Annotated in this window: 13 protein-coding genes; 9 read left to right on the top strand and 4 right to left on the bottom strand. The window is 72.0% G+C overall.

Annotation, left to right across the window (positions count from 1 at the left end; genetic code table 11):
* Nucleotides 1–2 precede the first annotated feature (2 nt).
* From WIS52_RS00270 to WIS52_RS00280, 3 genes are read left to right on the top strand one after another with little or no spacing between them, the layout of a single operon-like run.
* Nucleotides 3–1,523: an aldehyde dehydrogenase family protein gene (locus tag WIS52_RS00270; protein ID WP_349295984.1), complete on the top strand. Its 1,521-nt coding sequence runs from the start codon at nucleotides 3–5 to the stop codon at nucleotides 1,521–1,523.
* A gap of 31 nt (nucleotides 1,524–1,554) precedes the next feature.
* Nucleotides 1,555–2,211 carry a gluconate 2-dehydrogenase subunit 3 family protein gene (locus tag WIS52_RS00275; protein ID WP_349295985.1) on the top strand — a complete coding sequence of 219 codons (657 nt, stop codon included), beginning with the start codon at nucleotides 1,555–1,557 and terminating at the stop codon, nucleotides 2,209–2,211.
* A gap of 11 nt (nucleotides 2,212–2,222) precedes the next feature.
* The gene (locus WIS52_RS00280) at nucleotides 2,223–3,875 is read left to right on the top strand and encodes a GMC family oxidoreductase (RefSeq protein WP_349295986.1); all 1,653 of its coding nucleotides are present in this window, start codon (nucleotides 2,223–2,225) and stop codon (nucleotides 3,873–3,875) included.
* Between the two features lie 69 nt (nucleotides 3,876–3,944).
* On the opposite strand, the gene WIS52_RS00285 is transcribed toward WIS52_RS00280, so the two are convergent.
* Nucleotides 3,945–4,724 (bottom strand): isocitrate lyase/PEP mutase family protein, encoded by a 780-nt coding sequence (locus WIS52_RS00285; protein ID WP_349295987.1) that lies wholly within the window; start codon nucleotides 4,722–4,724, stop codon nucleotides 3,945–3,947.
* A gap of 250 nt (nucleotides 4,725–4,974) precedes the next feature.
* Between WIS52_RS00285 and WIS52_RS00290 the strand changes: the two genes are divergently transcribed.
* The 4 genes from WIS52_RS00290 to WIS52_RS00305 are packed head-to-tail and all read left to right on the top strand — an operon-like array spanning nucleotide 4,975 to nucleotide 7,666.
* On the top strand, nucleotides 4,975–5,394 hold the full coding sequence (locus tag WIS52_RS00290) for a lysophospholipid acyltransferase family protein (protein WP_349295988.1): 420 nt from the start codon (nucleotides 4,975–4,977) through the stop codon (nucleotides 5,392–5,394).
* Between the two features lie 50 nt (nucleotides 5,395–5,444).
* On the top strand, nucleotides 5,445–6,146 hold the full coding sequence (locus WIS52_RS00295; RefSeq protein WP_349295989.1) for an SDR family NAD(P)-dependent oxidoreductase: 702 nt from the start codon (nucleotides 5,445–5,447) through the stop codon (nucleotides 6,144–6,146).
* 41 nt (nucleotides 6,147–6,187) lie between these two features.
* A complete protein-coding gene (locus tag WIS52_RS00300; RefSeq protein WP_349295990.1) occupies nucleotides 6,188–7,243 on the top strand; it encodes a catalase family protein in 1,056 nt (351 codons plus the stop codon).
* A gap of 27 nt (nucleotides 7,244–7,270) precedes the next feature.
* Complete coding sequence (locus WIS52_RS00305) at nucleotides 7,271–7,666, top strand: VOC family protein (RefSeq protein WP_349295991.1); 396 nt, start codon at nucleotides 7,271–7,273, stop codon at nucleotides 7,664–7,666.
* Between the two features lie 22 nt (nucleotides 7,667–7,688).
* Here WIS52_RS00305 and WIS52_RS00310 read toward each other — a convergent pair whose 3' ends face one another.
* The 3 genes from WIS52_RS00310 to WIS52_RS00320 form a co-directional block, all read right to left on the bottom strand.
* Entirely contained in the window at nucleotides 7,689–9,305 is a 1,617-nt protein-coding gene (locus WIS52_RS00310; protein WP_349295992.1) for a peptide chain release factor 3, read from the bottom strand.
* 48 nt (nucleotides 9,306–9,353) lie between these two features.
* Nucleotides 9,354–9,734, bottom strand: coding sequence for a VOC family protein (locus WIS52_RS00315; RefSeq protein ID WP_349295993.1), 381 nt, complete (start codon nucleotides 9,732–9,734; stop codon nucleotides 9,354–9,356).
* A gap of 133 nt (nucleotides 9,735–9,867) precedes the next feature.
* Nucleotides 9,868–10,254, bottom strand: a complete 387-nt coding sequence (locus tag WIS52_RS00320) for an ankyrin repeat domain-containing protein (protein WP_349295994.1) — start codon at nucleotides 10,252–10,254, stop codon at nucleotides 9,868–9,870.
* Between the two features lie 85 nt (nucleotides 10,255–10,339).
* Here WIS52_RS00320 and ligA point away from each other — a divergent pair, with 85 nt between their 5' ends.
* Entirely contained in the window at nucleotides 10,340–12,640 is a 2,301-nt protein-coding gene (ligA, locus tag WIS52_RS00325; protein WP_349295995.1) for an NAD-dependent DNA ligase LigA, read from the top strand.
* Between the two features lie 201 nt (nucleotides 12,641–12,841).
* The gene (locus WIS52_RS00330; protein WP_349295996.1) at nucleotides 12,842–13,594 is read left to right on the top strand and encodes a 3-keto-5-aminohexanoate cleavage protein; all 753 of its coding nucleotides are present in this window, start codon (nucleotides 12,842–12,844) and stop codon (nucleotides 13,592–13,594) included.
* The last annotated feature ends 52 nt before the right edge of the window (nucleotides 13,595–13,646 follow it).

The following is a 13,646-nucleotide window of genomic DNA, read 5'->3' on the forward strand; positions in this document are numbered from 1 at the left end:
GCATGTCCGTAACGCAGTCCCTCACCCTCGACCCGGACGCCCGCACCGCCGAGAACGCGATGATATTCGTCGACGGCGCGTTCGTCGCGGCCGCGAGCGGTGGCACGTTCCCGACCGTCGACCCGAACACCGGCAAGACGATCGCGCAGGTCCCGCGGGCCGACGGCACCGACGTCGACCGGGCCGTCGCCGCCGCGAAGCGGGTCGCCGTCGAGTGGCAGTTCACCGACGCCATCGCCCGCGCCGGACTGCTGCGCGCACTGGCGGCCAAGGTCACCGAGCACGCCGACGAGCTCGCCCGCCTGGAGGCGCTCGACTCCGGCCACTACCTGGCCAAGGCGCAGGAGCTGGTCGGGGCGATCCCGCTGTGGCTCGACTACTGGGCGAGCCTGGCCGACAAGGTCGGCGGCCGGACCATCGAGGTGCCGGGTAACAAGCTGTCGTTCACCGTGCTCGAGCCGCTCGGGGTGACCGCGCACATCGTGCCGTGGAACTACCCGCTGCTGATCCTGGTCCGGTCCTGCGCGCCGGCGCTGGCGCTCGGCAACACCTGTGTGGTCAAGCCCGCCGAGGACACCTCGCTGTCGGCGCTGAAGTTCGCCGAGCTGGTCTCCGAGGCGGGCTTCCCGGACGGGGTGTTCAACGTCGTCACCGGCTACGGCACCGAGGCGGGCGCGTCGCTGGCCGCGCACCCGGACGTCGCGGGCATCACCTTCACCGGATCCACCGAGACCGGCAAGGCCGTCACCAAGCTCGCCGCCGACCACATCGCGCAGGTCAACCTGGAGCTCGGCGGCAAGAGCCCGACGATCGTGTTCCCGGACGCCGACCTGGACGACGCCGTCGAGGCCGCGGTGCAGGGCTTCTGCTCGCACACCGGGCAGGTCTGCGTCGCCGGCACCCGGCTGTTCGTGCACGCCGACATCCGCGACGAGTTCCTGGGCAAGCTCACCGCTCGGCTGGACTCGACCCAGGTCGGCGACGGGTTCGCCGACGGCACCCAGATGGGCCCGCTCGTCTCGCAGAAGCAGTACGACCGGGTGCGCTCCTACATCGAGACCGGCAAGACCGAGGGCACGCTGCACTACGGCGGCGGGCGCCCGGCCGGCGCGCCCGATGGCGGGTACTTCATCGAGCCGACGGTGTTCGTCGACGTCGGCCACGATGCGCGGATCGCCCGCGAGGAGATCTTCGGTCCGGTGGCGTCGGTGCACTCGTGGAGCACCGAGGACGAGCTGGTCGAGGCCGTCAACGACTCGATCTACGGGCTCTTCGCGGTGCTGCTGGGCCGCGACATCACCCGGCTGCTCTCGACGGCCCGACGGCTGCAGGTCGGCGGCGTGATGATCAACGACTGGTTCGGCGAGCTGCCGATGACCCCGCACGGCGGGCACAAGCAGTCCGGCACCGGACGCGAGGAGGGCCTGGAGGCCGTCCACGGATACACGCAGGTCAAGCACGTGACCGTCAACCTCGACGGCTCGCTGCGCGCGGGCACCGACTGGGCGGGCGCGCCCCTCTAGAGACCGGTCGACTTCACCGAGGAGGTCGGAAGTGAACGACGCAGCAGCGAATGAGGCGCTGGGCGAGAAGCCCGCTCCGTTCGGAGCACCCGAGACGGCGGCGACGCCGGGAGAGGCCGGCGGGTTCTTCGAGACCGGACGGCCGCGACTCGGCGGCCTGCAGGACCCCGTCCGGTTCGACGAGACTCAGACCGCCGTCATCGACGCGGTCGCGGACACCATGATCCCGCCGGACCCGGCGTGGCCGACGGCGAGCGAGCTCGACCTCGCGACCTTCGTCGGCCGCTACGTCACGCCGAGCGGGTACCGGAACAAGCACTTCCCGTTCGCCGAGGAGGACGACGTCAAGGCCGGCCTCGACCGGCTGGGCCAGTCCTTCGTGGACGGTGACACGGCGGCCCGGACCGCGGCGATCGCCGCCCTGGAGGAGGCCGAGGACCCGCTGTTCGAGCAGCTGCGCGCGCTCGTCTACTACGGCTACTACTCCCGCCCGGTCGTGACGCTGGCGATCAACAAGAACCTGCCGGCCGGGCGGGACTACCACGGTCCGCCGCTGCCCTACGGCTACCTGCAGACCACCGAGCCGTGGGACGAGGAGCTGCTCACCGAGGCGCAGGAGAACGGCTCGTACCTGGAGACCGACGACGTCGTCCGCGTCGATCTGTCCCAGCTGTCCTGGGCGAAGTAGGGAGGCACGTCATGGCTGCATACGAGGAGACCGACGTCCTGATCATCGGGGCGGGGCCGGGCGGCGCCGGGATCGCGCTGAAGCTGGCCAAGGCGGGTGTGAAGGTCGTCTGCCTGGAACAGGGGCCGTGGGTCAAGCCCAGCGAGCACCCGCACTACCACGACGAGTGGGAGCTGGAGAAGCAGCGCGGCTGGGCGTACGACCCCAACGTGCGCCAGCTGCCGGAGGACTATCCGGTCACCGGCACCACGACGCCGTACATGATGAACAACGTCGGCGGTTCGACGGTCCACTACGCCGGGCACTGGCCGCGCTACAAGCCGGTCGACTTCCGCAAGGGCACCGAGCACGGCCTCGAGGGCACGATCGACTGGCCGATCAGCTACGAGGACCTCGCCCCGTTCTACGACGAGAACGACGAGATCTACGGCATCTCCGGCCGGATCGGCGATCCGTCCTATCCGGACCGCAAGCAGGCGGTCCGCGACCCGGAGGTGCTGCCGGGCAAGCTCGGGCTGAAGTACGCGAAGGCCTCGCGCGACCTGGGCTGGCACTGGTGGCCGTCGGACAACGCGATCATCACGGTGCCCCGGGAGAACCGCGACGCCGACGTGGCGATGGGCAACGAGCTCTCCGGCAGCCCCACCGGATCGCTGTCCACCCCGGCCAATGCGCACTGGCCCTACGCCATCCGCAACGGCGCGGACCTGCGCACGATGGCCCGGGTCGAGACGATCAACGCCTCCGGCGGTCGTGCCACCGGCGCGACCTACATCGACCGCGACACCGGGCAGCGGCACGAGGTCCGGGCGAAGATCGTCGTCCTGGCGGCGAACGGGATCGGGTCGCCACGGCTGCTGCTGCAGAGCGCGCAGAAGGGGCACCCGGACGGGCTGGCGAACTCCAACGGGATCGTCGGCAAGTACCTGATGCACCACGTGTTCGCGTTCTGCGACTCGTGGTTCGACGAGCCCGTCGAGGGCTTCAAGGGCTCGTTCGGGGCGCCGCTGTACAGCCACGAGTTCTATCACACCGACGTGAGCAGGGGATTCGTCAACGGTTTCGGCATGCAGGTGGCGCGCAGCTTCGGGCCCGCGTACGCGGCGATGGGCACGCACACCGGCTACACCGCGCCGTGGGGCTCGACGCACCGCGAGTTCTTCGACAACCACTTCGCCAACCACCTGATGGTCTTCATGTTCGGTGAGGACCTGCCGGTGGAGTCGAACACGGTGACGTTGAACCACGACGTGACGGACTCGTCGGGGCTTCCGGCGGCGCACGTGAACTACGAGCTGCACGAGAACGACGTCGCACTCGCGAAGTATGGGATCGAGAAGATCTTCGAGGCCACCCGCGCGGTGGGGGCGGTGGAGACCAACGACACCGGGGTGCTCTACCCGCCGCCGGCCTGGCACCTGATGGGGACCTGCCGGATGGGCAACGACCCCGGTGACTCGGTGCTCAACAAGTGGTGCCAGACCTGGGACGTGCCGAACCTGTTCGTCTGCGACGGCAGCACGCTCACCACCGGTGCCGCGGTCAACCCGACGTCGACGATCGGCGCGCTGTCCCAGCGCACGGGGGAGTACATCCTGCGCAACTGGGACGCGCTCGTCGCCCAGACGGTCACGCCGTCCAATGCGGATGCGCCTTCGATGTAGGCGGCTGCGCCACCTGTGAGTACTTTTCGTGGTCAGGACCACGAAAAGTACTCACGGGCGCGGAGCGCCTCAGTTGAGCTTGCGGGTGCCGGCGGGCAGGCTGCCGCCGGCGTAGACGTCCTCGGCCAGCCCGGCCAGCGCGGTGAGGGCGACGTTCTGACTCCACGGGCCGTAGCTGACCCGGGCCACGCCCAGCCGCTGCGCGGTCGCGAGCGGGATCGAGCCGGGGATGCCGATCAGGTTGACCTTCCGCTCCCCCAGCGCCTCGACGAGCCGTCCGACCTGGGTCTCGTCGAGCTTGCCGGGCACGAAGAAGTTCGACGCGCCGGCGTCGAGGTAGGCCCGGCCGCGCTCGATCGCCTCGTCCAGCACGGCCGACGGGTCCTTGTCACCGGCCTTCAGGAACGCGTCGGTGCGTGCGTTGAGCACGAAGTCCACGCCGGCGGACTCCGCGGCGGCGACCGCGGCCTCGACGGCCTTCACCGACTCGGTGAGCGGCTTCATCTGGTCCTCGAGGTTCGCGCCGACGATGCCGACGTCGATCGCCCGGGCGATCGTGCCGCCCGGGTCGCCGTAGCCCGCCTCGAGATCCGCGGTGACCGGCAGGTCCCCGGCGACCTGCGCGATCAGCCCGACCTCGGCGATCATCTCGTCGCGCGGGATGTTCTCGCCGTCCTCGTAGCCCCGCGACGCCGCGATGCCGTGGCTGGCGGTCGCCAGCGCGGTCGTCCCGGCCGTCTCGGCGACGACCTTCGCCGTGATCGCGTCCCACACGTTGACGACGAGGAGCAGTTCGGGCGCGGAGTGCAGGGCCTGCAGCCGGGCTGCCTTGTCAGGGGTGGAGGTCATGCGGGCCACCGTAGGCCTCCGGTGGGCCGGGCACCGGACTCCGCAGAATTGACGATCTTCGTCGGTGGTCGCAACGACCGGATCACCGTGCGCCGACTCAGTGCTCGTGACCACCACGCAGCAGCCCGCACCGCGGCCCGGAGTGGAGCCGACACGCGTCGTGGCAGGTCTTGGGGCGCCCCTCCCCAGAACTGATGATCTCCGCCGGTCCCACCTGCACCGCAGGGCACGTGACCCCGATGCTGTGCCGATGAACCGCGCCGACGCCCGTGCCGCACCGCGGCAGCGCGGTCCCGGCACGGCCTCGGTCGCCTGTGGTGCGCTCGGCCTGCTGTCGGTCGTCGCCGCCGTCGTGCTGGCCGTGCGGTCGGCCCCGGATATGGTCGGGCTGGCGCTGGTGTCGGTGGGGCTGGTCCTGGCGCTGGCCGGGCTCGTGGTGGGGACCATCGGTGCCGTGCACGAGCGCCCCCGCGGCGGCCGGCTGGCCGTCTCCGGTGCCGGCCTGTCGGTCGTCGGCCTGGCCGGCGGCCTGGTGTGGACGGCGGTGTTCGTGCTGACCGCGGTCGCCGGCCCGGCCCCGGCCGGGCTCGGACCGTCGGTGCACCTCGTGCCGCCCGCGGTGTCGGCGCTCCCCACCTGCCCCGGCTCGACCTGTTCCGGCGACTTCTGACGCCGGTCCTTCCGGATGCGGACCCGCCTGGCGAACGGGACGATCGGGTCGTGAGTGGACGACTCGAGGGAAAGCGGGTGCTCGTCACCCACGCCGACCGCTACATCGGCCCGCCGGTGGTCGACCTGTTCCGCGCGGAGGGAGCGGACGTCGTCGCGGACACCACCGACTACGCCGCCGCCCCGGGCGCGGCCGCCGAGGTCGTCGCGGCGGCCGGGGAGATCGACGTGCTCGTCGCGAACTTCGCCGGCCCGCACCGGCGGATGCCGGTCACCAGCATGATCGGCGACGTCACCGAGTTCGCCGACGAGGAGTTCCAGGACTACCTCGACGAGCTGGTCTGGCCGCTGATGAGGGTGATCCGGGCCGCGCTGCCGGCGATGACCGCCCGCGGCTCGGGCAAGATCGTCGCCGCGACCAGCGCGACCCCGGTGCGCGCGATCCCGGGGCTGGCGGTCTACTCCGCGGCGCGCGGGGCGCAGAACGCGTTCGTCCAGGTCGTCGGGGCCGAGGCGGCACCGCACAACGTGCAGGTCAACGCCCTGGGCCCGGCACACATCAAGAACAACATGTACTACACCGACGAGATGCTGGCCGACGACGCGGTGCGCGAGTCGTTCGAGTCGCAGATCCCGGCCGGGCGGCTCGGCGAGGGCCGCGAGGCCGCCGAGCTGGCGCTGGCGCTCGCGTCCGGGGCCAGCGACTTCATGGCCGGGCAGGTCGTACCGGTCTCCGGCGGCTGGGCGACCTGACCGGGGCGCATGTCCCGGCCCCGCCCGGGTAGTCGGGTCGTGTGCCACCGATCCCGTACACCGACGACGTCGAGCGGATCCAGCCGGACGAGTCCGAGCACGTCCGGCGCTGCATCGACGCCATGCTGCGCACCAACGCCATGACCGCCGACCTGCACCGGCACGGGGTGTCCGCGACGCACGCCAAGAGCCACGGCGTGCTGCGCGGCACCCTGACCGTGCACGACGACCTGGCGCCCGAGTTGGCCCAGGGCCTGTTCGTCCGCCCGGCGACCTACGACGTCGTCGCACGGATCGCGACCGAGACCGGCCAGCTCGACGACGACCGCACGCCCAATGCGCGCGGGTTCGCGCTGAAGGTCTTCGGCGTCGACGGCGAGACCATGCACCCCACCGACCCCGACCACCGGGTCCACGACCTGCTGTTCAACACGTTGCCGATCCTGCCGCTCGGCACCGCGCGGACGTTCATGGAGCTGGCCGAGATCCGGGAACGGAACTTCTCCCGGCCCGAGGGGATCGACGAGGAGGTCGCGCGGCGGCCCGACGCCGAGACCCTCACCGCGTTCGGCCGGCTGGCCAACATCCACCCGCTGGGGCACGCGTACTACACCCAGGGCGTGTTCCGGTACGGCGACTACGTCGCCAAGATCGGCCTGCACCCGGGCACCGACGGGCAGCGGGCGCTGGCGCGGCGCGAGGTCACCGACGACGACCCGCGCAGCGTGCTGCGCGACCTGCTCGTCGACTGGACCTCGACCCGGGAGACGGTGTTCGAGCTCGGGGTCCAACTGCGGACCGACGCCGACGCGATGCCGGTCGAGGACGCCTCGGTCGACTGGCCACAGGAGCTCAGCCCCTACCGCGCCGTCGCCACGGTCCGGTTCCCGCCGCAGGACGCCTACTCGGCGGCCCGCCGGGTGTTCGCCGACGACCGGCTCGCCTTCCGGCCGTGGAACGGCCTGGCCGCGCACCGTCCGCTCGGCTCGGTGAACCGGCTCCGGAAGCAGGCCTACGAGGAGCTCGGGGCCCAGCGCGGTGCGCTGAACGCGACCGCGCTCACCGAGATGCGCAGCGCCGCCGAACTACCGGCCTGATCCCGCACACAGAACAGGAGACCGCTCGTGCCCACCTTCCCCGCGATCCACCACCTCGCCCTGTCGGTGACCGACCTGGACGTCAGCGAGCCCTGGTACACCCGGCTGATCGGCGACGAGCCGGCGATGACCATGACCGACGGCCCGTTCCGGCGCCGGGTGTTCGCGCTGCCGTCCGGCCAGCTGCTCGGGCTGACCCGGCACGACGCCGTCGATGCCGGAGCGGCGTTCGACGCGTCGGCGCCGGGCATGGATCATGTCGGGTTCGGTGTGTCCGATCGCGCCGAACTGGAGCAGTGGCGTGACCACCTCGACGGCATCGGGGTCGCGCACAGCGGGATCGTCGAAGCCGACTACGGGGACGCGCTGTCGTTCCAGGACCCCGACGGCAACGCGCTGGAGTTCTTCGTCCTCGCGAGCTGAGCCCGCAGCCGGGGCCGGGCCGCTACGAGACCGTGGAACCCGCCGGCATCGCCTCGAATCGCAGGTCCGGGAACTTCTTCCGGATGATGTCCATCCGCCACTTGTTCGAGAACAGCGCCAGGTACTCGCCGTCGGAGTCGCGGCGCAGCACCTCGCACTCGGACTGGGCGGACAGCGTCACCTCGGCCTCGGCGTCGGTCAGCCGGGCCACCTGGTAGGGGAGCCGGTCGAGCGTCACGGGCGCGTTGAACTCGGTCTCCAGCCGGGTGGTGACGACGTCGAACTGCAGCGGACCGACCGCGGCCAGCACCGGCGCCTGGTCACCGCGCAGGTCCGAGCGGAGGATCTGGATGACCGCCTCGTTGCCGAGCTGCTCGATCCCCTTACGGAACTGCTTGTACTTCCCGGCGTCCTTGGCGCGGATCACCGCGAAGTACTCCGGCGCGAACGCCGGGATGGTCGGGAACTCGACCGGGTCGGCGGCGTAGAGGGTGTCCCCGGGGCGCAGCGCGGTGGCGTTGACCAGGCCGACGATGTCGCCGGGGAACGCCTCCTCCACCGTCGTGCGCTCGGAACCGAACACCGACTGGGCGTACTTGGTGGCGAACGGTTTCCCGGTCGTGGCGTGCGTAAGGATCATCCCGCGCTCGAAGCGGCCGGAGCAGATCCGCAGGAACGCCATCCGGTCCCGGTGCGCCTTGTCCATCCCCGCCTGGACCTTGAACACCAGGCCGGAGGTGGGTGCGGAGAGCGGGCGGTCGTTGCCCTCGGAGTCCGGCCGGGCCGCGGGCGCGGGCGCCAGCTCGACGAGGGTGTCCAGCAGCCGGGCGACGCCGATGTTGGACAGCGCCGACCCGAACAGCACCGGCGTCGCGGAGCCGGAGAGGAAGTCCTTCTCGTCCCAGCTCGCGCCGATCTCGTCGAGCAGGCCCAGCTCGTCCTGCGCGTCGGACCAGTACTGCGGTTCCTGCGCGGCGGCGGTCTCGGCGTCGACGACGGTCGCGGTCGCCTTGGTCGCCCCGCCGGCGGCCCGGGTGAAGGCGGTGTACTCGCCGGTCTCGCGCTCGATCAGGCCCTTGAACTGACCCGCGATGCCCAGCGGCCAGGTCAGCGGCATCGGCCGCAGGCCGATCGTCTGCTCGACCTCGTCGAGCAGTTCCAGGGCCTCCCGGCCGGGCCGGTCCCACTTGTTGACGAAGGTGATGACCGGGACGCCGCGGGAGCGGCAGACGTCGAACAGCTTGAGGGTCTGCGGCTCGAGGCCCTTCGCGGCGTCGAGCAGCATCACCGCGGCGTCGACCGCCGCGAGCACCCGGTAGGTGTCCTCGGAGAAGTCGCCGTGGCCGGGCGTGTCCAGCAGGTTGATCACGTTGTCGCGGTAGACGAACTGCAGCACCGCCGACGACACCGAGATGCCGCGGGCGCGCTCCATCTCCATCCAGTCGCTGGTGACGCCCTTGCGGCCGGACTTGCCGTGCACCGCACCCGCGGAGTCGATCACCTCGGCGTGCAGCGCGAGGGCCTCGGTGAGCGTGGACTTGCCCGCGTCGGGGTGGGAGATGACGGCGAAGGTGCGCCGGCGCGCGGTCTCGCCGACGACTCGCTTGTCGATGGAGGCGGCGTCCTGCGGGTCGGTCACGTGCTCCAGGATAGGTGTGACCCCCGACAGGATCGGTCCCGGTGGGGCTCAGCCGCCCGACGGGGCCCGGCTGAGGTCGATCACGCAGAACACGTTGCCGTCCGGGTCGGCCAGCACCACGAAGTCGGGCTCGGCCGGGTAGTCCTCCCAGCCCGGATCGGTCGCGCCGAGCGCCAGCAGCCGCTCGACCTCCGCGCGCTGCTCGTCGGTGGTGTCGACGAGCAGATCGAGGTGGATCCGCGGGCGCGGCTCGGGCGGGGAGACGCTGCGCATCAACCCGAGGACACGGCCGCCGTCCGGGCCGGCGAGGGTGCGCCAGCCGTCGCTCGCCCACTCGCCGGAGACGGTCAGGTGCAGGGCGGCCGACCAGAACGCGGCCGCACGGTCGAGGTCGGTGACGCCGATGACGGGGAATCCGAGACGCAGCACGGGGTTCACAGTGCCCGAACGGGTCCGAACGGGAACGGCCCGGTCGCACGCGCTGTGCGACCGGGCCGTCCGTCCCGAACTGACGCGCCGCTCCCACCACGAAGCGACACCGCAGACATTAGGCAAGGCTTACCTAGCTGTCAAGCGTCTTCTCCAGGACCGCGCGCATGTCCGGCAGGTCGAAGTGTTCGACGGTCGCCCAGGCCGACGGACTGCCGTGGTGCGGGTCGGCGCCGGCGTCGAGCAGGGCCGTCACCGCCTCGGCCGACCGGGCGAACAGCGCCGCGGCGATCGCGGTCTGGCCCCGGTCGTTGGTGCGGTCCGGGTCCGCGCCCCGCTCCAGCAGCGCGGACACCACCCCGGGATGACCGTGGTAGGACGCCAGGATCAGCAGCGTGTCGCCCTTCGGGTCGGTGATCTCGACCGGGACCCCCGCGTCGAGGTAGCTGATCAGCTGCCCGTCACCGGAACGGGCCAGGTCGAACATCCGGTGCGCGAGCTCGACGGCCTGGTCGTCCATCCGGGTCACGCTACGTCCGCCCGCCGCCGCCCACGACCGGGCGGACGGCAGGTGACTGTCGGGGTGCAGGACTAACCTCCCGCTCGTGAGTTCCCAGTCCGACCAGCAGGCCCGCGACCGGCACGCGACGGTGGCCGCCGAGGTGGCCGACCACCAGTTCCGGTACTACGTGCTGGACTCCCCGGTCGTCTCCGACGGCCAGTTCGACGAGCTGTGGCACGAGCTCCTCGCGCTCGAGGCGGACCACCCCGAGCTGGCGACGCCCGACTCGCCCACCCAGAAGGTCGGCGGCACCTTCTCCACCGAGTTCACCGCGCACGACCACCTCGAGCGGATGCTGTCGCTGGACAACGCCTTCTCCGGCGACGACCTGCGCACCTGGCAGGAACGCGTCACCCGCGAGGTCGGGGAGAACCTGCACTACCTCTGCGAGCTCAAGATCGACGGGCTGGCGGTCAACCTGCTCTACGAGGACGGCACGCTCACCCGCGCGCTGACCCGCGGGGACGGGCGCACCGGCGAGGACATCACGCTCAACATGCGCACCCTCGACGAGGTGCCGGTCACCCTCACCGGGACCGACGAGTTCCCCGTCCCGACGCTCGTCGAGGTCCGCGGCGAGGTCTACTTCCGGCTGGAGGACTTCGACCGGCTCAACGCCTCGCTCGTCGAGGCGGGCAAGGAGCCGTTCGCGAACCCGCGCAACACCGCCGCGGGGTCGCTGCGTCAGAAGGACCCGCGGGTCACCGCGTCGCGCAACCTCAAGCTGATCTGTCACGGCCTGGGCAAGCGGGAGGGCTTCACCCCGACGACGCAGTCCCAGGCCTACGACGCCCTGGTCGCCTGGGGTCTGCCGATCTCGCCGCGGACGAAGGTCCTGCGGGGGATCGAGAAGGTCGTCGAGTTCGTCGGGTACTGGGGCGAGCACCGGCACGACGTCGAGCACGAGATCGACGGTGTGGTGGTCAAGGTCGACGAGGTCGCACTGCAGCGCCGGCTCGGGGCCACCTCGCGCTTCCCGCGCTGGGCGATCGCCTACAAGTACCCGCCCGAGCAGGCGACCACGAAGTTGATCGACATCCAGGTCAACGTCGGCCGCACCGGCCGGGTCACCCCGTTCGCGCAGATGGAGCCGGTCAAGGTCGCCGGGTCCACGGTGTCGCTGGCGACCCTGCACAACGCCGACGAGGTCCGCCGCAAGGGCGTGCTGATCGGCGACACGGTGGTCATCCGCAAGGCCGGGGACGTCATCCCCGAGGTGCTCGGCCCGGTCACCGACCTGCGCGACGGCTCCGAGCGCGCGTTCGTGATGCCCACGCACTGTCCCGAGTGCGGCACGGCGCTGGTGCAGCAGAAGGCCGGCGACGTCGACCGGCGCTGCCCGAACGCCCGCTCCTGTCCGGCGCAGCTGCGCGAGCGGCTGTTCCACGTGGCCGGGCGCGGCGCGTTCGACATCGAGGGCCTCGGTTACGAGGCGGCCGTCGCGCTGCTCACCTCGGGCGTGCTGTCCGACGAGGGCGACGTCTTCTCGCTCACCTCCGACGACCTGCTGCGGACCGACCTGTTCCGCACCAAGGCGGGCGCGCTGTCGGCCAACGGCGGCAAGCTGCTCGCCAACCTGGAGGCGGTGAAGGACCGCCCGCTGTGGCGGGCGCTGGTCGGGCTGTCGATCCGGCACGTCGGGCCGACCGCGGCGCAGGCGCTGGCCCGCGAGTTCGGGTCGATGGACGCGCTGGAGGAGGCGGCCGCCCGGGCGAAGGAAGGCACCGAGGCGGCCGGTGTGGAGATCGTCTCGGACGGGACGGCGGGCGAGGAGGACGGCCCGGGGCCCGCCGCGGAGGCGCGCGGGGACGCCGACGCGGCCGAGGCCGAGGCGGCCGAGGTCGACGCGGCCGAGGCCGCCGTCGCGGAGGCGGAGAAGCAGGAGAAGGCCGGGGCGCGGGCCCGGGCGAAGGCTGTCGCCGAGGCGCTGGCCCCGATCGCCGGCGTCGACGGCGTCGGCCCCACGATCGCCGCGGCCGTGCGGGACTGGTTCTCGGTCGACTGGCACCGCGAGGTCGTCGCGAAGTGGCGTGCGGCCGGGGTCCGGATGGAGGACGAGGTCGACGCGTCCGTGCCCCGGTTCCTCGAAGGCCTGTCGATCGTCATCACCGGCTCGATGGAGACCTGGTCCCGGGACGAGGCGAAGGAGGCGATCATGGCCCGCGGCGGCCGGGCCGCCGGCTCGGTGTCGAAGAAGACCGCGTTCGTGGTCGCGGGCGAGGCCCCGGGCTCGAAGTACGAGAAGGCCGTCCAGCTGGGTGTTCCGGTCCTCGACGAGGCCGGCTTCGACGTGCTGCTCGACCGCGGGCCCGACGCCGCCCGGGAACAGGCCGCCGGCGAGTGAGCGACGCCACGCACGGCGTCGTCGACCGGGCCGGTTCGTCCGGATTGGCACGCCGTGCGTGACCGCCCGTTCACCGGGCGTGTCTCCGTCCGGCGCCGGTGACCCGCCGGACGGCGACGACACCATCGAGTGGGCGCGTCCGCCCGCGACCGTCTGCGCGGCACCGCCTAGTCTCGGCGGAACGATCCCGGAGATCACCGGGTGGCGAGCGGGACGTGCGAGCGGAGGACGACGGTGCTGCAGGCGGCGCTCAACGGGTCACGACCGGCGGACGCGCACCCCGCGCTCCCGGTCCTGGCCCGGCACCTGGCCCGCGACGCCCGCTCCGTCGCCCGCCTCGGCGTCACCTCCGTGCACGTCCACCCGCGCGACGAGCGCGGTCAGGAGACGATCGACCCCTCGGTCGTCGGCGACGTCGTCGCGCTGATCCGGCAGGAGGCGCCGGGCGTCGAGATCGGCGTCCCGACCGGGCGCTGGATCCAGCCCGACCCGAAGGACCGGGTCGAGACCGTCCTGGCCTGGGGCCGGCTCGGCTCCGGCAAGCCGGACGTGTGCGGGGTCAACGTGCACGAGGCCGGCTGGACCGACGTCTGCCAGGCCGCCTGGTCGGTCGGCATCGCCGTCGAGCTCGGGGTCTGGACCAGCGGTGACGCGGTCACCCTCCGCCAGAACGGGCTCCCGCCCGGCACCCGGCGGGTGATCGCGGAGTCCACCGTGATCGACCCGGAGACCGCCGTCGCCGAGGGCATCCGCATCCTGCGCGCGCTCGGCCAGCCGCCCGTCCCCGTGCTGCTGCACGGCGAGGAGGAGGGCGCCTGGCCGGTGCTGGAGTACGCGACCCGGGTCAACATCGACACCCGGATCGGGTTCGAGGACGTCCTGGTCCGGCCGGACGGCTGGCTGGCCACCGGCAACGACGACCTCGTCCGCACCGCCCTCTCCATCCGCGTCTGAGGCTGCTCCGTCCACCGCCGGCGGAGCGATGGGCCGGACGCCGTTCGTGGGA

The organism is Pseudonocardia nematodicida, assembly GCF_040105385.1.
GTDB classification, from domain to species: domain Bacteria; phylum Actinomycetota; class Actinomycetes; order Mycobacteriales; family Pseudonocardiaceae; genus Pseudonocardia; species Pseudonocardia nematodicida.

What these genes read in the sequence shown, in the direction of transcription:
- WIS52_RS00270 (WP_349295984.1), top strand. Translation starts at nt 3, where the DNA reads ATGTCCGTAACGCAGTCCCTCACCCTCGACCCGGACGCCCGCACCGCC.
- WIS52_RS00280 (WP_349295986.1), top strand. Translation starts at nt 2,223, where the DNA reads ATGGCTGCATACGAGGAGACCGACGTCCTGATCATCGGGGCGGGGCCG.
- WIS52_RS00285 (WP_349295987.1), bottom strand. Translation starts at nt 4,724, where the DNA reads ATGACCTCCACCCCTGACAAGGCAGCCCGGCTGCAGGCCCTGCACTCC.
- WIS52_RS00290 (WP_349295988.1), top strand. Translation starts at nt 4,975, where the DNA reads ATGAACCGCGCCGACGCCCGTGCCGCACCGCGGCAGCGCGGTCCCGGC.
- WIS52_RS00320 (WP_349295994.1), bottom strand. Translation starts at nt 10,254, where the DNA reads ATGGACGACCAGGCCGTCGAGCTCGCGCACCGGATGTTCGACCTGGCC.